Below are 23,267 nucleotides of genomic sequence, written 5' to 3'. Positions count from 1 at the left end.
GTCTTGATGGTCTCATACTCCACTCTGACCAAGGCTGGCAGTACCAGCACGCTGGCTATCGTAAACGATTGGAAGAGCGTCATATAATCCAAAGTATGTCACGAAAAGGAAATTGCCTTGACAACTCTATGATGGAGAACTTCTTTGGAATAATGAAATCTGAACTTCTGTATGCTGAGGAATTTGAGTCGCCGGAAGCTTTTATAAAGGCTTTAGATGAATATATTGATTATTACAACAATAAAAGAATTAAAGCCCGGTTAAAGGGAAAGAGTCCGGTGCAATACCGAACTCTTTCTATTACTGGTTAATGTGTAACCTGTCCAACTTTTGGGGGGCACTTCATTTGTACTAAAAAGAGGCTCTTTTTGCATCAAAACATACTCTTTTTGAGTAAAAAGAAAGCGGAAGGGGTAAGAAATAAAAAAGAGTGACCTTGCCGGTCACTCTTTCTTATCTTGTCTTTTGCTTTATTAGCATTTTTCTGCCAATTCAGCGCCAGCTTTAAATTTAACAACTTTCTTTGCAGGAATAGTAATAGTTTTACCTGTCTGAGGATTTCTACCACTTCTTGCACTTCTTTCAGATACAGAGAAAGAACCAAATCCTACCAATGCAACTTTGTCACCACCTTTCAATGCTTCACCTACTGTTTCTACGAAAGCTTCCAATGCTTTTTTAGAATCTGCCTTTGTTAAACCTGCTTTTTCAGCAATAGCGTCAATTAATTGTGCTTTATTCATAATATTAAAATTTAGGGTTAAAATTTATAACCTGTTTATCTTCGGGCAAATGTATAGATTTTATTGACTTCGACAAAGTTTTACTTCAAAAAAAGAAGAATTTTAATAATTTTTACCTTAAAAAACACTTTCCGCGCATTTTTCTCCGTCCATTGCCGCCGATACAATGCCTCCCGCATATCCCGCTCCTTCTCCGCACGGGTACAATCCCGCTATCCCGACATGTACACAACGTTCTTTTTCGCGCACTATCCGCAAGGGGGATGAAGTACGGGTTTCTACTCCCAGAACAATAGCCTGTTCCGTAACAAATCCTCTGGCGCACCGACCAAAATAGGTTATTCCCTGCTGCAAACGTTCGGCAAGAAGGGCAGGAAACCATGCATGTATCGGCGAAGTTGTCACGCCCGGTTTATAGGAGGTCCGAGGCAAATGCCGGGTGATTTTCCCACGTAAAAAATCCGTCAGAGCCTGAGCGGGTGCATGTAATCCGCCTCCTCCCTCTTCCCATGCTTTCCGTTCCAATGCTTCCTGAAATTCAATACCGGCAAAGAGTCCCCGGTGGTTCAGGGCTGCTAATTCCGCTTCTCCCACAGAAGTAACCAATGCGGAGTTGGCCCACGGCGTATTGCGTCCGGAAGCCGACATACCGTTCACAACCTGCTGTCCCGGTGCCGTAGCTGCCGGAACGACAACTCCGCCCGGACACATACAAAAGGAATATACTCCCCTCCCGGCTATGTTTGTCACAAAGTTGTATTCCGCAGCCGGCAGGTATTCCCCCCTTCCCGTACGAGTATGGTATTGCATGCAATCTATGTCGAACTGTGAATGTTCTACCCGGAAACCGACGGCAAAGTCTTTCGGCTCCATGTACACATTCCGGTTATGCAACATTTTATAGGTATCCCGGGCGGAGTGTCCCGTAGCCAAAATAACATGCTTTGCCAAAAATTCCCGGTTACCGGCTATCACGCCTTCTATCCGATTGTCCCGTATCAGCAAATCCGTTACCCGCGTATCAAAGTACACTTGCCCGCCGTGCGCTTCGATGGCTTTCCTTATGTTCACAATGACTCCCGGCAATTTATCCGTCCCGATATGCGGATGGGCATCTATCAATATATTTTTATCGGCGCCGAAGTAAACCAACATCTCCAATATCCGCCTCACATTTCCCCGCTTCTGCGAGCGCGTAAACAGTTTGCCGTCTGAAAATGTTCCCGCTCCCCCTTCGCCGTAACCGAAGTTGGAATCTTCATCCACTATGCCGGTTTTATATAATCGTCCCAAATCTCCCTTACGTTTGTCTACACATTTCCCCCTCTCCAGCACAACAGGACAATATCCCCTCTCTATCAGACGCAAGGCGGAAAAAAGCCCTCCGGGGCCCGCTCCTACGACAATGACACGAGGCCTGTCGAATACGTCTTTATAAGCCGGAAGGAATACTTTTTCCCTTTCTTCTACCCTATCTATCCAGACGCCTACAAATAGATTCAGAAATACCGTTCTCTGCCGGGCGTCTACCGAACGCCGGATTATTTCAAGATGCTTTATCCTATCTATGTCCACTTTAACACTCCGCGCTACCTCTTTTTTCAACACCTCTTCATGCACAGCATCTTCCGGGCTTATCCTAAGTGTTATTTCCGTATACATCGCCGATAATATCTCCCTTCTATTTTCTACTCAAAATTAAAACAGACGGTAAACATCCGGGCTTTCATTTTTTTCAAGGCGTCCGTGTACATTTCATAACCCGGATTCTTTAAGTCATGCTTCTTCACCAGTATGTCCGTCAAGCCCCACGCAAAACGAAGCTCCATCCCGAATTTAAAGTAAGGTAAGTAAAAATCACATCCCAGAGCGGTTTCCAAAAATACGTCCACCGGTTTTGTCCTCAGATATACCCCTCTTTCGGGGTCGATTGTACGATGTCCGTGAAAGTCATATTTCAAACTCGGCCCCGCCGCCATATAAGGTCTGAAGTTATTGATACGCTTGGCCTTGTATTTCATCATAAAAGGGAGCGTGATGTAGACTGATTCGTTAAAATTTTCCATTTTATTCTCCTCTACTTCCGGAACATGCGTAAATATGGTTCTTCGGGTAGCAAATTCCAAGCCCGGCAAAAAACGCAATCCCAAATCATCCGTCACCCGCAATTCGGAAATAATACCGACCAGAAACCCCACTTCCAATTTTCCCGCCTCTGCCCGCAATGGATTTTTGCCGGAAAATATCATCCGATAGTCCATATAGTTTACGCCGAGATTAAAACCGAAGTGCATAAATGTATGGTCTCCCCGCTGATAGTTAAGTATACTGGTGTTACGCAACACTTCCTGCCCCTTTGCCTTGCAGGACAATGAGAAAATCAATGCCGTAATCGCCAATAACTTAAAAATAAACCGCATAAATGCTGTCCCTTCAGTTTTATTCCGTCACAAATATATAAATTCTCCGCGAAGTTTAAAGGCTTATTCCACTAGCAGTCGCCGGTCTTTCGGATATTTCACTTTATAACGCAAGGTCAGGTCTCGCTGTTCTCCCGGTTGCAGTGTCAATAACCAGGTAACGATTCCTGTATCACTGTTTACCTTTGCACCACTCACCTCTTCCGCCGTTACGACAATGCTGCTGTTTGCGGAAACAGGCAATTGGTCGTAGAGTGTCAGTTCTACCGCCTGTAAACGGTTGTTACGAACAGATATTTTCCAACCTATGGTTTGTGTTTGTGTCGAGCCTATTAATTTACGCGACGTATATTCATTTTCTTTCGTACGCTGTACAGCAATCTGCCGGTCACGTCCCAAAGCAAACGAAAGCGTATCGCCGGAGGTATTCACATCAAGTATGGATTTGCCTATAAATGTGCCTTCAAAATAGATATTGGCTTCTCCTTCCAGCAGATTTAATTTATTCCAATCCGTCACCTGTGCCATAAGAAAAGCGTCTTTATCAATCTTCGGCGTAGATTGGTAAGCATAAACAGCAGGCAAATCATACCGGCCTATTTCAGCCACAACGGGTTTATTGTCCGAAAGAACGGTATAAGGCATTTTGATGCTAAATTCAAACCCTGTCGGCTGCCGGGTCTGTTCGACCTCCATGGCTATGCTTTCATCCGCCAGTTCCGCCTCTTCCATGTCATCCATCCGAGCAGCCATAGTCGCAGCCACACCGGCAACCCGGCCATTCAGCGCTTTCCGTGCCGTTCCGTAACCGGTGACAACTACTTCCTCCAGATTTCCCTTGTCCGGACGCAAACGGATGTTAAGCGTACTGCTGTGCGCATAAACCGTCTGCGAGGCATAGCCGACGTATGCAACCTCCAACCGGTTTTGTCCATCAGGCAATGTAAGAGAATAACGACCGTCCACATCGGTGGCACACCCCACGGTTGTTCCCGGTATCCGGACTGTCGCACCGATTAAAGGTTCATTCGTTTCGGCATCCGAAATTCTGCCCGACACTATATTTCCATTCAACTCACGACTGTATACCGGAGCTGTCCACCCGTAGTTCAAGCGGTAAGGCATCAAACGGGGCGCCACATTGCCGGTGGAAGGATTGGAGGATGAAAGTGACAAGGCAACGTCTTTCCATTCCTCTCCCGTGTGCTGAAAAATGTTGGCTTTATAGATAATGGTAAGCGGTTCGGAGAGGCTGCCCGACCGAATGTCATACGACGGAAACCATCCGGCGTTCTTTACGTAATAGCTTAGGGTAAATGTTGCCGTACAAGCGGCAGGAGCATGAACACCAACAAGAATTTCCCCGCTGCGTTTCATGTCCTTGCCCTTCACCTGGGCTTGCTCACGCGTCAGTTGCTGCTGACGGCCGGCCAGTTCCTCCAATCGATTACGGATAGCAAGTTCTTCGGTTGTAAGTACTTTCATACGTTCGGCAAAATAAGTTGTTGCTTCCCGAATTGCCCCCAATGAGGGTGTATATCCCTTACCGCCCAACGTACAATTGGTTTTTAACATTTCTTGTTCCGCTTTCACGACAGCCAACGCTTTCTCCTGTTCTTCCCGCTGCTTCGCCACTTTTTTCAACTCTTGTTGCAATTGCTCCAGCCGGCGGCTGACTGCTACGCTGTCAAGATAGTTATATTGTGCATTCACGGATGTAATAGTAAGTTTTCCCTTCGCACTGACCTGCATACTCCGGGCGTCAAGATAAGGCGAAAGTCCGGTAAACAGCAAAGATGAATTCCCTGCCGGTATTTCAATCTGTTTCGTTCGTACTACTTGGGCTCCGTCAATAAACAACATCACTTTTTCCGCCGCCGTTACCACTTTTCTTTGTGCCTTTCCTTCCTCCGTCGCCATATACAGGCAGACTATGAGACATAAAAAAACAGCAAACTTTCTCATCATCCTGATATATTATATTTATACTTTAATCTATCTGTAACCCGAACATTTCGCACATTTTACCTACTACCGGATTTTCCCGGATAAAATGCTCCAGTTTATCCTGTGCTGTTATCAGCTTCTTTTCCTGTACACCATTCTTGTCGTCAAAAAATTTCAAGGTCAAAGAAACCGCACCGTTATTCAAACTTTTTATCAACACATTTTGTAATCCGATTTTTAACGCCTCCAACCGTTCCTGCTGCAATTGATTATCCACTTCGATACATATTTCTTCCCCGCAAATAATGGGTCTGTGCGCTTTCAATGCCACCATGACCGTTGTTTCCGGTTTGTGCATCCGGATGTAATCGTCGTAGGCCTTCTCTACTTTTTCTACGTCAAACGGGTCACGAGCTTCCAGAACAATTTTTTGTTCCGTAACAACATTTTTCTTATTAACATATAATTGGGAAGATTCAGCAAAAGCCTCTTTGAGTTTAAAAGAAGAAGAGGGTTTTAATTTCTCTTCCTGACGGACTTTGATTGCGGCTACCGGTTCCGGCTGTTTCACTTCCACCGGCGTATCAGCGGTTTGAAATTTACCGGCAAAGCTTTCTATTTTCAAGAGCTTTTTATCGGGAAGAATCAGATTTTTTTTTTTAACTCATTAATCTGGCATAATTGAATAAAGGCCACCTCCACACACAATCGCTTTTCGATGCGCACTTTGTATTGCATCTCACACTGCTCTACAATCTTCAATGCATCATACAGGAAATCGACGCTACAGATTTCCGCCTGTTTGGCGTACCGCGCCTTGATGCTCGCACTTACCTCCAGCAATTGTACGGTTGCCGGGTCTTTGGATACCAATACATCCCGGAAATGCTTTCCCAACCCCGCCAACAAATGCCCCGCATCAAATCCTTTCTCCAGTATTTCATTAAAAAGAAGCAAGGATTCCGAGACTTTGCCGTTATAAAATAAATCCGTCAGACGGAAATAATAATCATAATCCAATACGTTCAGGTTCTCTATTACCTTATCATAGGTCAGTTCCTTCCCGCAAAAGCTTACTACCTGGTCAAATATGGAAAGTGCATCACGCATTGCCCCGTCGGCTTTCTGTGCTATCACATCCAACGCCTCTTCTTCTGCTACAACCCCTTCTTTTCCTGCTATATATTTCAAATGCTCCACCGTATCCCCCACTTTCATCCGGTTGAAGTCGTATATCTGACAGCGCGACAAGATGGTCGGCAAAATCTTATGCTTTTCCGTCGTCGCCAATATAAAAATAGCATGGGCAGGAGGTTCCTCCAATGTCTTCAAAAAAGCATTGAAAGCCGAAGTACTCAACATGTGTACCTCGTCAATGATATACACACTGTATTTCCCGACCTGGGGCAATATACGCACCTGTTCCACCAAGCCGCGTATATCATCCACACTGTTGTTGGAGGCTGCGTCCAATTCATGGATATTCAACGAGCGTCCCGCATTAAAAGCCTGACAGGATTCACACTCATTGCAAGGCTCCGCATTCGGCTGCAAGTTCATGCAATTAATCGTCTTGGCAAAAATACGCGCACACGTCGTCTTACCCACTCCGCGAGGCCCGCAAAACAGATAAGCCTGTGCCAATTGATGATTCGCAATCGCATTTCTCAACGTCGAAGTAATCGACAATTGCCCCACAACGGTATCAAAACTGGCAGGACGGTATTTTCTTGCCGAAACGATAAAATTATCCATACATAAATCTATTCGAGCACGTAAAAGTAAGAAGCTTTTGTTGTTTTAGCAAACACAATAGCAAATAATCAGATTTTCTCCACATCTTTTTTCGCTATCCACCCTTCATTGCCATCTACCAGACGAATGTTTACCCAATCACCCAATGTCCCCACTATATGTACTTTCAAGCCTTCATGAATTAAGAAAAGATCCGTGCCGCTATTATCAGGAGCTCCTTTCACCGTCACGCTCGGTGTCATGATTATCCCGTATTCTCTCTCCGTAAATCTATGATTTTGCTTTACGGTAAAAATCACGGACATTACCGTGAAGAACAAAGCGATAATCCCCACCGTGAAACCGATTTTTTTCCAGAAGGAACGGGCGGAATAAAAAAACAGGGCAAGCATTCCCAAAAAGACTAAAAACCACCCTAATGAGATATAAGCCCACTGGTCGGCGGAGAAATAAGTCACCAGTGCTTTATACCACCGCAAAAAGAAGATTTCGGGAAGTACTTCGATTTTATCCACAATCTGTTCCTGTGCCATTTTCAGATTATAGCGCGCATCGGCATCCCCCGGATTAAGCAAAAGCGAACGTTCATAATTCAAGATTGCTTTTGTATTCTCTCCCAACTTATAGTAACAGTTTCCCAAATTATAATACAACCGGGCAGATTCCATTCCGGCGGACAAAATTTTAGCATACGTATTGGCAGCATCTTCATACTTCCCTTCACGATAAAAAACTTCCGCCTCCAGTGGCAAATCCAACGGTTGGGCTGCTCCCAGCAAGGTCCATAATATAAACGGTAATATGAGCAATAATTTTTTCATTCCTAATTATTTTATCACCTTATCAAGTCTGGTTATTATATCTATACTGTCCCGGTACACTTTCTCCATCTCTTGTGCCGACTTGCCACCCGGTGCGTAACGGGCAAATTCACACGTATCCAGAACATTTATAAACTCTTGAATCATGTCGTTGTTCACCGATTTGTATTGCAGAATCTCACTTATATTATCCCTGTTCAACTCGGCTTTATCCACATTGAGTTTATCGCTTACATAGCCCCACAAGCCTTTCAGTACTTCCTCGTAGAAGACTTCCGGATTACGGTTTTTCATCGCCACAGCGGCAATCTTCATGCGCTTCTTGGCCATCTTGTTCGCTCCCTTATTTTTCACCCGTGCCACATCGGCATTTGCTTTAATCCGGCGACGGGTTATCAAAGAACCAAGGACAAACAATACAAAAGGAACCGCAAAAGCAAGCCAATAAGCCATTGTTCCGTAAAACCCGCTTCCTTTCTCATATAAGTCCAAATCACCGGTTTTGATATAGCGTATATCCTTTCCCAACTGACGGACTTCTTCTCTCTTAAATGACTGTACGGAAGCCACGTTCCCCTCCGGTGAATTTCCGCCCGCTCCTTTCTCTACATGGATATTATACTCATTTCCCCGCAGTGTCTTATAAGCATTCGTACGTGTGTCATAATAAGAGAAACGCACGGGAGGAATCGTATAATCTCCCGCATAACGCGGAATCAACAAATATTCATAGGTAACCGTTCCCGCCATACCGTTTTCACCCGTATTCACATCCTTCGTCACCTTAGGCTCATAACTCTCGAAATCGGCAGGGAAATGAACATTCGGAACCTCTATCAACTTCAAGTTTCCCGTTCCCTGAAAAATCACCTTATACGTAATTGCCTCATTCGCCTTCAGTGAATCGGTTGAAATTGACGTCCGCATCGTAACATGCCCTACTGTTCCGCTAAAATCCGCCGGACGTCCTTCCAATGGCAATTCTTTTACATGAATCGTTACCGGGCGGCTGGAGCGTCTGACACGGACATCCTTATAATTTCCGAAGAAATCATCAAAGAAACTGCGGGAGTTTGTCAATTGCTGCCGGACAATACATTCCAGGTCAAACGGCTCAATCGTAATATCCCCCGTATGTTGCGGAAACAACAAGAGTTTCCGGATTACCCCCACATTATAAACTTTTCCGTCGTAGTTCTCTCTCGATAACTCCACCCGCTGCGGCGTAGGCACTTCCTCCGACAAAAAGCCCGAAAAAGAAGGAAACTTACTCTGCCCGAAATTAATCAAATCTACTCTTGTATATACCTTTATCGTCGCCACCAGACTCTCTCCCATAAACAGACTCTTACGGCTGACATCCACTTTTACAAAAAGATTTTCATCCGACACTTTCGCTCCCGCCTCCGGACGTGTCGCCCGGTTCCCATTTCCCCGCGCCGCATTTCCGTTTCCCTTTACTACCTGTATCGTCAAGGTATTGGAACTATACTGCTTTCCGTCTACCGTTACTCTTGCCGCGGGAATCTGAAACGTCCCCTCTTTCACACCCTCCAATACATAAGTATAGGTATATGACACACTTTGAGATACCTGCCCGTTAATACTTGAAAAACTGGACGAGGTACTCGTACGAGGTCCCATAAGCAAATCAAAGCCTTCCAATGTAGGCACCTGCAAATTCGTTCCCTTTTGATTCAACGAGTATGACAGCCGAAACTGTTCACCTATCTCCACTACTTCCGGAGCTTCCGCCTTGAATTCCACAGATTGGGATTTCCCCGTCAAGGCGGCCAGAAATAGCCATAAGAATATACTCCACCTCATTTTTTCCGATTTAATAACCCTTTTATCAAATGGCGCAAAATTACCAATCTTTTTCGATTTTCTGTTTTTTAGCCTTCTGTTGTTGTACTTTTTCTTTCCTCACCTTCTCCTGTACCTTCTTCTCGTCATTTTGCAAAGCCTCCAACAAGCGCTGCGCATCCTCCTTTGAAATTTTTCCCTGCTGCTCCTGTGGCTGTTGTTGTCCCTTATCGCGCTCCTGCTTGTCCTGGTTCTGCTGATTTTTATCCTGATCCTGATTATTCTGCTTGTCTTGATCTTGCTTATTCTGATCTTGTTTATCCTGCTCCTTATTATCCTTGTTTTGGTCTTGGTTTTTATCTTGGTTTTGATTCTGCTTATCCTGGTTTTGATTATCTTTATTATCCTTGTTGTCCTTATTATCCTGATTCTGGTTTTGCTGCTCCTGCTGCTTCCGCTGGCGGGCAAATTCCAAATTATACTTTGTTTCTTCCGATGACGGGCGATTCCTCAACGATTCTTTGTACGCCTCGATACTCTCATCCGTTTTCTGCATAGACAACAATGTATTGCCAATATTGTGATACAACTGCCCCAAACGCTCCTTATCTGTCGTCTTTTCCGCTAATGCAGCAAACTGCCGCAAGGCTTCGTCATACTTTTCCTGCTTATACAATGCATCCCCCAGATTAAAAGCCGCCTCGAACGAATCCGCCTTTTTATCCAATGCTTTCCGGTATTCCACTTCCGCTTTCTCAAATCCCTGCCCTTCATACAATTTGTTGCCTTCCCGTATCAGTTTCCTCTCCTGCTGAGCCGCGGCAGGTAATATCCATACCAACAAACCGATAATCACTAACGTATATCTCATGACCTCATTCATTAATCGTCCTGTCTTTAAAAATATTAATCTTCATGAAATGACGGTTTTTCCGTCCCAAAATCATAAATTCCACAAAAACAAAAAACAGCCCCGCCAGTAAAAAGTATTGGTACTTTTCCGCATAGTCACTGTAAACACGTTCCTCCAGTAACGATTTATCCATCCTGTTCACCTCATCCAGCAGTGTATTCAACCCGACATCCGTATTGCTGGCACGAATATACAATCCCTCTCCCGCTTTAGCTACCTCCCGCAAGGTGGATTCATCCAGTTTGGAAACAACGACATTTCCCGAGCCATCCTTCATAAACTGCCCCGGACTTCCTTTCTGCGGGATAGGTGCGCCCTGTTCCAGTCCCATGCCTATGGTATGTACAAAAATACCCTTCTCTCTGGCCGCTCTGGCCGCCGCCACCGCATCGTCCTGGTGGTTCTCCCCGTCGGTAATCACTATAATCGCTTTGGATGTCTCCGTCTCCGGCGTAAATGACCTCACCGCCGTATTAATGGCCGCACCAATAGCCGTTCCCTGTACAGGAACAATATCCGTATTAATTCCCGACAAAAACAATCGGGCGGAAGAGTAATCCGTTGTTATCGGCAACTGCACATAAGCATCCCCCGCAAAAACAATCATCCCCACCTTGTCATCCGACAACTTTTCTATCATACGGGAAATAGCCAGCTTCGCTTTTTCCAAACGGCTCGGTTTGATATCCTGCGCCATCATCGAATTGGACACATCCAACACTAGCATCAGCTCCACGCCTTTCTTCTTTACCTGCTGCAACTTGGAACCGAACTGAGGTCCTGCGGCCCCGATTATTACGAAAAACAGGGCAATCAATACCATAATGAATTTCCATGCTCCCCTCTTAAAAGATAGTAACGGCATCAAAGGAGCCAACAACTCCGGATTTCCGAACTCGGCAATAGCCTTCTTTTTCCGCCGCAGCATCACGATGTAAAACAATACCAGCAACGGAATCACCGCCAACAAATACAACAGCTCTGTATGTGCAAATCTAAACATAAGCCAATCTATAAAATTACGGAATCTTTCTCAACAATGTATATCTCAGCACTCCCTCGGAAATCAGCAAGAGCATCCCTATCAAAGCAAACCAGAAATAATGCTCCTGCTTCTTGCTGAAATGCTTTACTTCAATCTTGGTCTTCTCCAATTGATCTATCTCCTGATAAATCTGTTTCAGCTTATCATTATCAGTCGCCCGGAAATAGCGTCCGCCTGTAATTGCCGCAATCTGCTGCAATACATCTTCATCAATCTCTACTTTCACGTTCTGTAACTGCGTTCCGAAAGGTGTCTGAATGGGATAAGGCGCCTCACCGTAGGTACCGACACCTATCGTATATACGCGAATACCATAAGTCTTTGCCAATTCGGCAGCCGTCACCGGTGCCACGCTTCCGCGGTTATTTACTCCGTCCGTCAATAAAATAACGACCTTTGACTTAGCGGGACTGTCTTTCAAACGATTCACAGCATTTGCCAATCCCAAACCGATAGCCGTACCGTCCTCTATCATACCGCTCTGCACCTCCCTCATCAAATTAACCAATACCGCTTGGTCTGTCGTCAAAGGACACTGAGTAAAACTCTCTCCCGCAAAAACAACCAAACCGATTTTGTCTTGGGGTCTTTCAAGGATGAACTTGGTAGCTACCTCTTTCGCCGCTTCTAAACGGTCGGGAGAAAAATCCCGCGCCAGCATACTGCCCGAAATATCCAATGCCAGCATAATATCTATTCCCTCACTCGAATATGTCTGCCAACTGTTACTGGACTGAGGACGAGCCAACGCCGCCACCAAAAACACGATAGCCAGCACTTTCAAGACAAACAGCACGTGGCGCACCCAGACATACCCCGCATGTTTCATCTCCCGGAACGCTCTCAAAGAAGAAAATTGCAAATCCGCATGGGAACGCTTCTCCCGGAAAACATACCATAAAATCATCGGAACCAATAAAACCAGTATCCAAAAATAATTCGGGTTAGCAAATTCGTATCCAAACATAACTGAAAATTGAATTTGGTAATTTATTACTCCTCTTCCTTCTTCTCCTCCCGCTGACTCTTTAACCTCTCATCCGTATGCCGCAGGAAATCATACGCCACATCCATATTCCTGACATTCTCATCCGGCAACGGCATTGACTTGGCAAATTTCACGAAATCGGCGCTACGCAACATTTCGGCTACCTGCTCCACATCGGACGCATCCACCGAAACGTTATGCTCCAATGCCCGCACGGTTTCATAAGAAGTCTGTTCCATCGCAGGAATATCCAGCTCCTCAGACATATACTGGCGCACAATATCCGTCAAACGGGTATAATATTCTTTCACTCTCCCCGCCTGCCACAACTTCTCTTCTTTCAGACGATTCAACCCGTTCATCGCAGCTACATAAGGAGGTACATATACTTTCTTCTCCGCTGCAAACAACGGCTTATTTTTCTTCTTCCAGACGATATACCATACAATCAGCCCGACCAACAGCAATACCCCTCCGATTCCCAAAATCCACGGCAATATTTCCGCAAAATTCACCGGAGTATGCAAAGGCGACACTATATCATAGTTGCCTTGCTGCTCATCTACCTTGTATGTATTTACGACAAAAGCCACTGGCTCCGTCCGAAGCACATTATTATAATCTTCATTCTCCACCGTCAGCATCAAAGAAGGAACCACATACACTCCCGTATCAAAAGCCGTAATCACATACGACTCCTCAAACAGCCACTTCCCGTCTTTCCCCTTCACCGAATCGCGTACCGGTCCTTCAATAATTTCCACCCCTTCAACAACAGTATCCTTCAACAACGGGAATCGCACCATCAGCCCCCGGTCACTCACGACCTTTAAGCGCAAATGCTGCTGGTCTCCTATCATCATATACGTCGTATCCAGTTCCACCCCGTACTCCAAATCCTGAGCCGACAGCCGACCGGTTGCCCATCCGAACAAAACGACAAACAATAGTATATATTTCATACGTATCCTCCTTTATCCCCGTTTTTTAAACAAAGTTATCAACGCCCGGACATAATCTTCATCCGAACGGATATTGGCAACATCCACGCCGGAACGTTTAAATACATCGATCAAGCGCTTTTCTTCCATAAAAGCATACTTTCGATAACTCTCCCGCAGATTCTTATCGGAAGTATCCACCCACATACTCTCTCCCGTCTCCGCATCAGTCAGATACATCAAGCCCACCGGGGGCAACTCATCTTCCCTCCGGTCATATACCCGCAAAGCCACCACATCATGTTTACGGTTGGCAATAGACAGTGCATGTTCAAAATTATGATCATCAATAAAATCGGACAATACGAAACATGTACACCGCTTTTTAATGGAATTCGTCAGATACTCCAACGCAACGGCCACATTCGTCTGCTTCTCCTCCGGATAAAAATCAATCAACTCCCGAATAATATGCAGAATATGCGTCCTTCCCTTCTTCGGAGGAATAAATTTTTCAATCCTGTCCGAGAAAAAGATAACCCCGATTTTATCGTTATTCTGAATGGCGGAAAACGCAATCACAGCAGCAATCTCCGTAATCTGGTTCTTTTTCAGCTTCGACACCGTACCGAAATTACGGGAGCCGCTGACATCTATCAACAGCATCACCGTCAATTCCCGTTCCTCCTCAAACACTTTGATATACGGCCGATTGTGCCGGGCGGTCACATTCCAGTCTATATTGCGGACATCATCCCCATACTGGTACTCCCGCACCTCGCTGAACGTCATACCGCGCCCCTTAAAAGCCGAATGGTACTCACCCGCAAAAATATTGCTGGACAATCCCCTCGTCTTAATCTCAATCTTTCTGACCCGCTTTAATAACTCCGATGTTTCCATGATAAATCTCCCAATCTTCCATTAAGGTACTTCCACCGTATTCAAAACCTCGCTCACAATATCCTCGCTTGTAATGTTATTTGCTTCCGCCTCATAAGTCAAACCGATACGATGGCGCATAACATCCGGACAGACAGCCCGAACGTCCTCCGGAATCACATAGCCCCTCCGCTTGATAAATGCATATGCTTTGGCCGCTTTCGCCAAACTGATACTAGCACGGGGTGAACCGCCGTAGGCAATCATATTCCGGAATTTCTCCAACCCGTTATCCGCAGGGAAACGCGTTGCAAAAACAATATCGATAATATATTTCTCGATTTTCTCATCCATATAAACATCCTTCACCACCTCTCGGGCTTTCACAATATCTTCCGGTTTCAGAATCGTACCGGATTTCGGGAATGACTTCAGCAAATTCTGTTGCACAATCAACTTCTCCTCCTCCTTTTTCGGATAATCGATAACCACTTTCAGCATAAAACGGTCTACCTGCGCTTCCGGCAACGGATAAGTACCCTCCTGTTCAATCGGGTTCTGCGTAGCCATTACCAAAAAAGGCTCAGGCAAACGATATGTATTCTCTCCGATAGTTACCTGCCGTTCCTGCATCGCTTCCAACAATGCCGATTGTACCTTTGCCGGGGCTCGGTTAATTTCATCCGCCAAAATAAAATTAGCAAAAATAGGACCGTACTTTACAACAAACTCCTCTTTCTTCTGTGAATAAATCAATGTACCCAGCACATCCGCAGGCAACAAATCCGGCGTAAACTGTATACGACTAAACTTAGCGTCAATCGTCGTAGCCAGCGTATTTATCGCCAACGTCTTTGCCAATCCCGGCACACCTTCCAACAAAATATGCCCGTCAGACAACAAACCGATCAAAAGTCCCTCAACCAGATGTTTCTGTCCGACAATCACTTTGTTCATCTCCATGTTGATCATATCAACAAACGAGCTTTCCTGCTGTATGCGCTCATTCAAAGCCTTTATATCAACCGTATCCATCATAAATATGTATTAATTAATTATTATTCTTCATTACGCAATCAAAATTATTGCCTATCACTCTAAATGTTAAATTTACAACCTTAAAAAACGTTAAGCATTCATTTAAGATTTTGCAAAAAAACAATGGGCTTTATTCCTCTTTCTTACGCTTCATCACCTTAATATAACCCAAAACGAAAACATAAACAGTAAATACAAAAATAAAACAACGTAAAAAAAAGTGAAGATTTCCCATCCTTTCAGGCATCGACAAATCGAATACCAGCGAAGGAATCATAAAAATCATCAACCCAAACAGAGCAAACAATAAAACCACCGTAAAACGGCGGGAACGCCTCTCCCTTCTCAACCTCCTTTCCTTTACCAGAGGAGGTTCCTCTCCACAGTCTGCCATCTTTGAGCGTTGGTTCTTACGGATACGTATCGGCACCTCATTAGGTTTCTTTTTAACCAACCGTTGTTTCAACCGCACTCCCAACAAAAAAGTAAACACGCAAAAACCAATCAGAATAAATAACTCTCTCATACAAACACATCTTAGATTTTAACCGTAACAAAGATAATGCAACTCCCCCACAAAATACTTGCCGTACATTACTTTTTCCATAAAACAGGGAATATTCACTTGAACTTAACTTTCCCGTCGGATTAGGCATCTACGTCGCAGATGATTCGCAGTGCGGTGTGTTCTTTGGTTTGTAAGAGTACGGCGGTTTCTTTTTTCAAGAGTTGTTTTACCTGAGAGAAGGATATGCCAGATTCTATTTTCAACAGGATATGGATGCGATAGAGGTTGTTTATCCGGCCTACTTCGGGTACGGCAGGTCCGCATACACGCCTGCCTAATTTTTCCCGCAATATACGCGCTAACAGATTGGAAGCATTTCTTACCGTTACTACGTCCTTATGGCGTAACTCTATCCGTATCAAACGACAGAAAGGAGGATAAGAGAAGTGCTGCCGCTCTTCCGCCAGTTCCCGATAAAAGGTATCATAATCTGCCGACAGCAGACGGGGAAATATCCGATTTTTGATATCCGCCGTCTGAATGACAACTTTCCCCCGTTCTCCTTTTCGTCCGCTCCTCCCACTTACCTGCATCAGCATGCAGTATGCCCTCTCTTCAGCTCTAAAATCAGGGAAGTTTATCATGCTATCGGCGTCGATGACTCCGACTAATTTTACCCGATCAAAGTCCAATCCTTTGGATACCATTTGCGTTCCTATCAATATTTGCGTCCTACCGTGTTCAAAATCATCTATGACAGCATGAAATTTCGCTTTACTGCTCATGGCATCTGTGTCGATCCGCGCGACCCGCACGCCGGGAAAGAGACGGGCGACTTCTTCTTCTATTTTTTCCGTACCGGGGGCGCAGACTTTGTAATGTCCCGCACCACAGGATTCACAATGCTGCGGCAGAGGCTTCATGGCTCCACAGTAGCGGCAAACCACCAGTTCCCGCTGTTTGTAGTAGGTCATGCTTACATCGCAATGTTTACAGGTCAAAACCGTGCCACACCGGTCACATTGCAGATAGGTAGAGTATCCACGCCGGTTTTGAAAGAGTATGACTTGCATTCCCGCCTCCAATACTTTTTTCATTTCTTCGTACAATACGGGGGTGAATACGCCCTGCATTTGTTTTTTCCTGCGATATTCCGTCACATCCGCCAATATCAGTTCAGGCATCCGAACGTTACCGTATCGTTCCGTCATGGTAACAAGCCCATATTTACCGCGGCTGGCGTTTTCGTAACTTTCAAAAGAAGGGGTCGCCGACCCCAAGACAATTTTGGCACCGAACTGTTTGGCGAGCATAATGGCCGAATCCCGGGCCTGATAGCGGGGAGATGGCTCTTTCTGTTTGTAGGAGGCATCGTGTTCTTCATCAACGATAACCAATCCCAAATTCCGAAAAGGCAGGAAGACTGACGAGCGAACTCCCAAAAGAACGTGGAAAGGGGTGTCGCTACACTGTTTTTTCCATAATTCCGCCCTCATCGCATCGGGCATACCCGAATGGTAGATTCCGATGTTGTTTCCGAATACGCGTTGCAAGCGTCGGATTATCTGTACGGTCAAAGCTATTTCCGGCAACATGTACAATACCTGTTTCCCCTGCCGTACCGTTTCTTGTATCAAGTGAATGTATACTTCCGTTTTACCGGATGAAGTAACCCCCTGCAATAATACGCAGTCTTTGTTCTCAAATTCGATTTGTATGGACCGGAATGCCCGTTTTTGTGTATCGGACAGTTCGCAGCAAGCGCCTGACACGGCTCCGTCTGTTTCCAAGCGGCTGACCTGTCTTTCCACGATTTCCAGGATTCCTTTGTCGCACAAGGCTTTCAATATTGCCGGAGATGCCCCCGTTTCCGAGAGAAAATCGGCTTTTTTTCGTTCATTCTCCTGCTGTTCTATCCAGCGACACAGTAGGGTATATTGTGCCGGTGCCCTTTTCAATCCGTCCAATATTCCGTTCAGTTCTTCTTCACTCCACGGACGAGTCCACCGAATTATTTTCTCTGTTTTTTCCCGGAAAACTTCATCGACAGTTTCCTGTACCCGCACGTATCCACGAGCAAGGAGTGAACGCACCATACCCATGCAGTTTTTAATCCCTGTGTATTTTTCAATATCTTTCAGTGCCGTGTAATGTCCGGGCTGGAGGAATCGAAACAGTATCCGCTCTTTTTCCGTCAATTGTTCCTCTTCTATTTCAACGAATTCTCTCGTGATGCAAGTAAAACTCTCCAAGCGGAAGAATACGGGCAAAGCCGCCCGCAAGACGTCGCCCGTGGCTGCCATGTAATATTCGCTTATCCATAATAAGAAGCGGAGATGAATTTCCGATAAGCGGATTTCCCGCTCTATCACCGATTCAATAACTTTTATTTTGTAACTACAACCGGAAGGCTGGTTTTCATGCAAACGGACTACAAGTGCGGTGTATTTTTTATTACCGGCAAACGGCACAATAACCAAATTCCCTTCACGTATTTCCTCCTCCCGTTCTGCGGGAACAACGTACGTAAAAAATCCATCGACGGCCAAAGGTACTATGACATCTGCAAATTTCACCCGAATCTATATTTTCCAACCGTTCCAAAAGTAGGAAATTTACAGATACAAAAAGAGGGTAACCAAAAAGTTTTTGGCACCCTCTCTTTCATTTTTTTACTTTATATTCTCAGATTTACCGACTGGTCAAAACACGTACTAATTTCAATAATTCAGGATTCAGTCCTTTGGAAGTCTTGATTGTTTTATTGAAAGGTGTGTGTACGATTACTTTGTTTACAATTCCCACCATAATACTCTTTTGGTCGTCCATCAAAGCATCAACGGCAGCAACGCCCAACTGGCTTGCCAACACACGATCAAATGCGGACGGAGAACCTCCCCGTTGCATGTGCCCCAATACGGATACACGGATGTCATATTCAGGGTGAGCCTCGGATACTTTTTTAGCCACACCGTATGCACCACCTTCTTTTTCCCCTTCCGCCACGATGACGATACCGCTGGATCTTGTCGGATCGTAATCTTTTTCAATGAAACGTTCAAGGTCTGTCAAGTCGGTCTCTATTTCCGGTACCAATACGGCTTCTGCTCCTGTTGCAATGGCTGTACGTAAGGCAATAAATCCTGCATCCCGTCCCATGACTTCGATGAAAAACAGACGGTTGTGCGCACTAGCGGTATCTTTGATTTTGTCCACGGCTTCCACTGCTGTATTCACAGCTGTATCATAACCGATGGTTGAATCAGTCCCGAATAAATCATTATCGATTGTTCCCGGTATTCCTACAATAGGAATATTATGTTCCTGAATTAGTAAACGAGCTCCCGTAAATGAACCATCACCACCAATGACAACTAATGCGTCAATATTGTGTTCAGCCAATACCTGAGCGGCTCTCGTTCTTCCTTCCGGCGTACGGAATTCAGTACTACGAGCCGATTTCAATATGGTTCCTCCCCGCTGTATAATATTACTTACATCTTTGGATTTCAATTTTTTAATCTCTCCGTTTATCAATCCCTGATAACCACCATACACTCCATAGGCTTCACACCCGTAATGTATTGCAGCCCTAACCACTGCACGAATAGCAGCATTCATTCCCGGCGCATCACCACCGGATGTAAGAACTCCGATTCTTTTAATTTTTGCCATAATAATGTAGTATAAATTTATTGTTCCGTTAATTTTTTCTTTATCTCTTCCATAACCCACGCCGGCGTAGAAGTGGCTCCGCTAATTCCTATGCTTTCCGCTCCCTCCAACATTTCCGGACGTATGTTTTCCACACTTTGCACTAAGTAAGTCCGCTTGTTTTCTTCCCGGCATATTGCAAACAGCTGTCTGCCGTTAGAACTTTTTTCTCCGCACACAAAAATAATAACATCGTGAATCTTTGCAAAATTTCTCAATTGAGGAATGCGATTGGCCACTTTACGGCAAATAGTATCGTGCACGATAACCCCCGCTCCTCCCCGCTCCTTAATTAATGCAGATATGTTTTGAAATCCCTCCAGGCTTTTGGTTGTCTGTGAAAACAATACAATCGGATGGCTGAAGTTGAGTTGCTCTATGTCCGCTTCATTTTCCACAACTACCGCCTCCCCGTTTGTCTGTCCCACCAATCCAATAACTTCCGCATGCCCTCTTTTGCCGTATATGACAATTTTTCCTTGCTCTCTTTTCACTTGCTCATAGGCTTCCCGAATTCGCTTCTGCAGGTTCAAGACTACCGGACAAGAGGCATCTATGACTTCTATCCCGTTTTCTTCCGCCTGTTTGTAAGAAAGGGGCGGCTCACCATGTGCACGAAAGAGTACCCGACAATTTTTCAATAAAGCGAATTTTCCGTGGTCGATTGTTTTCAATCCTTTGCGCTGCAACCGCTCGACTTCGCGGCTATTGTGTACGATGTCCCCAATACAGTACAGTTCTCCTCTGCTCAGTTCTTCCTCCGCTTTGCGAATGGCATTCACTACACCTGTACAAAAACCGGAATTTTCATCTATTTCAACCCGCATAGTTTCGTTTACCTCCCGCCCTTATTGTTTTTCACGTATTTTTTCCAACATATAGTCTATCTCTTCCTCCACCGTCATGTTGCTATTATCTATCAATATGGCGTCTTCTGTTTTTTTCAATGGGCTTTCTTTCCGGTGTTCATCCATGTAGTCCCTCTGTTTCACATTTGCTTCCACTTCTTCGTAAGGTACTTCCTGCCCTTTTTGCTTTAGTTCTTCATAGCGTCTTTTCGCCCGTACTTCCGGCGCCGCCGTCATAAAGAATTTTATTTCCGCGTCCGGAAATACGACACTGCCTATATCTCTCCCATCCATGACCACCCCGCCTTGTCTGCCCATTTCCCGCTGTTTTTCTACCAGCATCGCCCGAACGAATCCGATACTTGACACGGCACTGACGTTTCCGGATACTTCCATTCCCCGAATCTGTTCTTCCACATATTCCCCGTTCAAATAAGTTTCATATCGTTTTTTCCCTTCGTCGTAACGGAAGGTGATGTTAAGCCCCAGCAAGCCTTCACGCAATCTTTTTTCGTCTATTTCTCCGTTTACAATCCAACCTTCCCGCATGGCATGAAGTGTTACCGTCCGATACATAGCTCCCGTATCTATATACACATATCCCAAACGCGCAGCTAACTGTTTTGCTACCGTACTTTTACCCGTGGAAGAATATCCGTCCACAGCGATTATCAATGATTTAGGTTTATTATTCATACGTGTTGCAAAGATATAATATTTTTAAGTCACGTTATTCACACAATCTTCCTATTTCCCATTAATTTTATATGCAATCGTTCGCTCTGAACCGGATTGAGATATACGAAAAAATGTCGTAATTTTGGGGTATAAATGAAAATACAGTTTGCTATGAATAATATAACCAATCCTCTTTTAAAATCATTTGATACTCCTTACCAGACTCCGCCTTTTGAATCTATTCAAATGACGGATTACAAGCCTGCTTTCAAGAAGGCTATCGCTCAGGCTTTGCAGGAAATCGAGGCTATCGCCAATTCAACCAAAGCACCCGATTTCCAGAATACCATTGCCGCTTTGGATTATGCGGGCTCTACGCTGAATACGATTTCCTCCATTTTTTTCAATCTTAATTCCGCATGCACGTCTCCCGATATGCAGAAAACAGCGCAGGAGGTTTCTCCGCTGCTAACGGATTTTGCCAATAATATTTACATGAATTCCATGCTTTTTCAACGGGTAAAAAGTGTGTATCTGCATACACCGCGTACAAATCTGACAGCAGAGGAGCAAACACTATTGGAGGATACGTGGAAATCTTTTATTCGCGGGGGAGCCGATTTAGAGGGGAAAGCACAAGAGAGATTTCGGGAAATCACGACGGAATTATCTCGTTTGAGCCTGCAATTTGAAGAGAATCTTCTGGCAGAAACCAATGCGTACGAATTGCATTTGACAGAAGCAAGTGATCTTGCCGGCCTGCCCGACAGTGCGATTGAGGCTGCCGCTTTGACTGCCAAAGAGAGAAATAAAGAAGGATGGGTATTTACGCTGCATGCCCCCAGTTACATTCCTTTTGTGAAATATGCGGATAACAGGCAACTCCGGGAAAAAATGTTCAAAGCTTACACTTCCCGCTGCAACCATGACAATTCTCAAAACAATACAGAAATTATCTGGAAAATCACGGCACTCCGCTTAGAAAAGGCCCGTCTGCTCGGCTATGACACATACGCCGATTATGTGTTGTCGAACCGCATGGCAAGGTCTCCGCAAGAGGTGAATCAATTCCTACAGCATCTCTTTTTCTCCTCCCATCCCGCAGCATTGAGAGAAAAAGAAAAAGTTGAAAAATTTGCCAGAGAAACAGGATTTTCGGATACCCTGCAACGCTGGGACTGGGCCTATTACTCGAATAAATTGAAACAAGCGAGGTATACGCTGGATGATGAAATGCTGAAACCTTATTTCCTGCTGGAGAATGTTCAGAAGGGCGTGTTCCAGTTAGCTAATCGACTCTACGGTCTGACGTTTCAGGAAACCGACCGTATTCCGAAGTATCATCCGGACGTAAAAACATTTGAAGTGTATGACGAAGAACATTACTTTTTGGCTGTCCTTTATATGGATTTTTTCCCCCGCAACAATAAGAGCGGCGGCGCATGGATGACGGAATTCCGCACACAGCATGAAGAAAACGGGAAAGACGTGCGGCCTTTAGTCTCTTTAGTCATGAATTTTACCAAACCCACTCCGGACAGGCCCTCTCTGTTAACATTTGATGAAGTCACCACCTTTTTGCACGAATTCGGGCATGCCCTGCACGGAATGTTATCCCGCAACACCTATAACTCCACTGCAGGGACCAATGTGTACCGGGATTTTGTGGAACTTCCCTCCCAGCTAATGGAGAACTGGGCGTTAGAAAAAGAATGGCTGGACTTGTGGGCTGTTCATTACCAAACGGGAGAAAAGATTCCCCAAGAGTATATCGATAAAATCCGGAATGCCGCTAATTTCCAAAGCGGCTCCCAATGCGACCGCCAGTTAAGTTTCGGCATGTTGGATATGGCCTGGCATTGTATACGGAAGCCTGTAGAAGAGCCGGTATGTGAATTTGAGCACCGCTCTATGCAGGCGACGGAATTGTTTCCACCGGTAGACGGGAGTTGTTTTTCACCGACGTTCGGACACATTTTCGACGGAGGATATGCCGCAGGCTATTACAGCTATAAATGGGCGGAAGTATTGGATGCCGATGCGTTTTCCCTATTTCAAGAAAAAGGAATTTTCGATAAGGAAACGGCACAGTCTTTCCGTAAAAACATTTTGGAAAAAGGCGGCTCCGAGCACCCGATGGATTTGTACGTCCGTTTCCGTGGCCGTAAGCCAACGGTAGACGCGCTTCTCAAACGAAGCGGATTGTAAGTCCGCGATTCG

Annotated in this window: 20 protein-coding genes and 1 pseudogene; 2 read left to right on the top strand and 19 right to left on the bottom strand. The window is 45.1% G+C overall.

Annotation, left to right across the window (positions count from 1 at the left end):
* Positions 1-311, top strand: a 311-nt coding sequence (locus NFR61_RS03940) for an IS3 family transposase (protein WP_251620822.1), incomplete at its 5' end; no start/stop codon positions are given.
* A gap of 162 nt (positions 312-473) precedes the next feature.
* Here NFR61_RS03940 and NFR61_RS03935 read toward each other — a convergent pair.
* The 19 genes and pseudogenes from NFR61_RS03935 to cmk form a co-directional block, all read right to left on the bottom strand.
* On the bottom strand, positions 474-743 hold the full coding sequence (locus NFR61_RS03935) for an HU family DNA-binding protein (RefSeq protein WP_251620821.1): 270 nt from the start codon (positions 741-743) through the stop codon (positions 474-476).
* 117 nt (positions 744-860) lie between these two features.
* Positions 861-2,405, bottom strand: a complete 1,545-nt coding sequence (locus NFR61_RS03930) for an NAD(P)/FAD-dependent oxidoreductase (RefSeq protein WP_251620820.1) — start codon at positions 2,403-2,405, stop codon at positions 861-863.
* Positions 2,406-2,431: 26 nt separating this feature from the next.
* Positions 2,432-3,163: a type IX secretion/gliding motility protein PorT/SprT gene (porT, locus tag NFR61_RS03925; RefSeq protein WP_251620818.1), complete on the bottom strand. Its 732-nt coding sequence runs from the start codon at positions 3,161-3,163 to the stop codon at positions 2,432-2,434.
* 63 nt (positions 3,164-3,226) lie between these two features.
* Positions 3,227-5,083, bottom strand: a complete 1,857-nt coding sequence (locus tag NFR61_RS03920) for a mucoidy inhibitor MuiA family protein (protein WP_251620816.1) — start codon at positions 5,081-5,083, stop codon at positions 3,227-3,229.
* Between the two features lie 70 nt (positions 5,084-5,153).
* Entirely contained in the window at positions 5,154-5,735 is a 582-nt protein-coding gene (locus tag NFR61_RS03915; RefSeq protein ID WP_251620814.1) for a hypothetical protein, read from the bottom strand.
* Between the two features lie 44 nt (positions 5,736-5,779).
* Positions 5,780-6,865: pseudogene (locus NFR61_RS03910) on the bottom strand (DNA polymerase III subunit gamma/tau); the annotation flags it as partial.
* A gap of 68 nt (positions 6,866-6,933) precedes the next feature.
* Positions 6,934-7,686, bottom strand: a complete 753-nt coding sequence (locus NFR61_RS03905; protein WP_251620812.1) for a tetratricopeptide repeat protein — start codon at positions 7,684-7,686, stop codon at positions 6,934-6,936.
* Positions 7,687-7,692: 6 nt separating this feature from the next.
* Positions 7,693-9,513, bottom strand: coding sequence for a BatD family protein (locus NFR61_RS03900; protein ID WP_251620810.1), 1,821 nt, complete (start codon positions 9,511-9,513; stop codon positions 7,693-7,695).
* A 40-nt stretch (positions 9,514-9,553) separates the two neighbouring features.
* Entirely contained in the window at positions 9,554-10,363 is an 810-nt protein-coding gene (locus NFR61_RS03895) for a tetratricopeptide repeat protein (protein ID WP_251620808.1), read from the bottom strand.
* A gap of 4 nt (positions 10,364-10,367) precedes the next feature.
* The gene (locus NFR61_RS03890) at positions 10,368-11,408 is read right to left on the bottom strand and encodes a vWA domain-containing protein (RefSeq protein ID WP_251620807.1); all 1,041 of its coding nucleotides are present in this window, start codon (positions 11,406-11,408) and stop codon (positions 10,368-10,370) included.
* Between the two features lie 16 nt (positions 11,409-11,424).
* Entirely contained in the window at positions 11,425-12,417 is a 993-nt protein-coding gene (locus NFR61_RS03885) for a vWA domain-containing protein (protein ID WP_251620805.1), read from the bottom strand.
* A gap of 26 nt (positions 12,418-12,443) precedes the next feature.
* The gene (locus NFR61_RS03880) at positions 12,444-13,400 is read right to left on the bottom strand and encodes a hypothetical protein (protein WP_251620804.1); all 957 of its coding nucleotides are present in this window, start codon (positions 13,398-13,400) and stop codon (positions 12,444-12,446) included.
* A 12-nt stretch (positions 13,401-13,412) separates the two neighbouring features.
* Positions 13,413-14,282, bottom strand: a complete 870-nt coding sequence (locus NFR61_RS03875) for a DUF58 domain-containing protein (protein WP_251620802.1) — start codon at positions 14,280-14,282, stop codon at positions 13,413-13,415.
* 21 nt (positions 14,283-14,303) lie between these two features.
* On the bottom strand, positions 14,304-15,299 hold the full coding sequence (locus NFR61_RS03870) for an AAA family ATPase (protein WP_251620801.1): 996 nt from the start codon (positions 15,297-15,299) through the stop codon (positions 14,304-14,306).
* Between the two features lie 130 nt (positions 15,300-15,429).
* Complete coding sequence (locus tag NFR61_RS03865; protein ID WP_251620800.1) at positions 15,430-15,825, bottom strand: hypothetical protein; 396 nt, start codon at positions 15,823-15,825, stop codon at positions 15,430-15,432.
* Between the two features lie 122 nt (positions 15,826-15,947).
* Complete coding sequence (priA, locus tag NFR61_RS03860; protein WP_251620799.1) at positions 15,948-18,383, bottom strand: replication restart helicase PriA; 2,436 nt, start codon at positions 18,381-18,383, stop codon at positions 15,948-15,950.
* A 115-nt stretch (positions 18,384-18,498) separates the two neighbouring features.
* A complete protein-coding gene (gene pfkA, locus NFR61_RS03855; RefSeq protein WP_251620798.1) occupies positions 18,499-19,482 on the bottom strand; it encodes a 6-phosphofructokinase in 984 nt (327 codons plus the stop codon).
* Positions 19,483-19,499: 17 nt separating this feature from the next.
* A complete protein-coding gene (locus NFR61_RS03850) occupies positions 19,500-20,348 on the bottom strand; it encodes a 4-hydroxy-3-methylbut-2-enyl diphosphate reductase (RefSeq protein ID WP_251620797.1) in 849 nt (282 codons plus the stop codon).
* Between the two features lie 21 nt (positions 20,349-20,369).
* Complete coding sequence (gene cmk / locus NFR61_RS03845; protein ID WP_251620796.1) at positions 20,370-21,065, bottom strand: (d)CMP kinase; 696 nt, start codon at positions 21,063-21,065, stop codon at positions 20,370-20,372.
* Positions 21,066-21,218: 153 nt separating this feature from the next.
* Between cmk and NFR61_RS03840 the strand changes: the two genes are divergently transcribed.
* The gene (locus NFR61_RS03840) at positions 21,219-23,255 is read left to right on the top strand and encodes a M3 family metallopeptidase (protein ID WP_251620783.1); all 2,037 of its coding nucleotides are present in this window, start codon (positions 21,219-21,221) and stop codon (positions 23,253-23,255) included.
* Positions 23,256-23,267: the final 12 nt, after the last annotated feature.

Source organism: Odoribacter lunatus, assembly GCF_943193135.1.
GTDB classification, from domain to species: domain Bacteria; phylum Bacteroidota; class Bacteroidia; order Bacteroidales; family Marinifilaceae; genus Culturomica; species Culturomica lunata.
The sequence above is the reverse complement of the archived record's forward strand: the minus strand, read 5'-3'. Positions and strand labels throughout refer to the sequence as shown.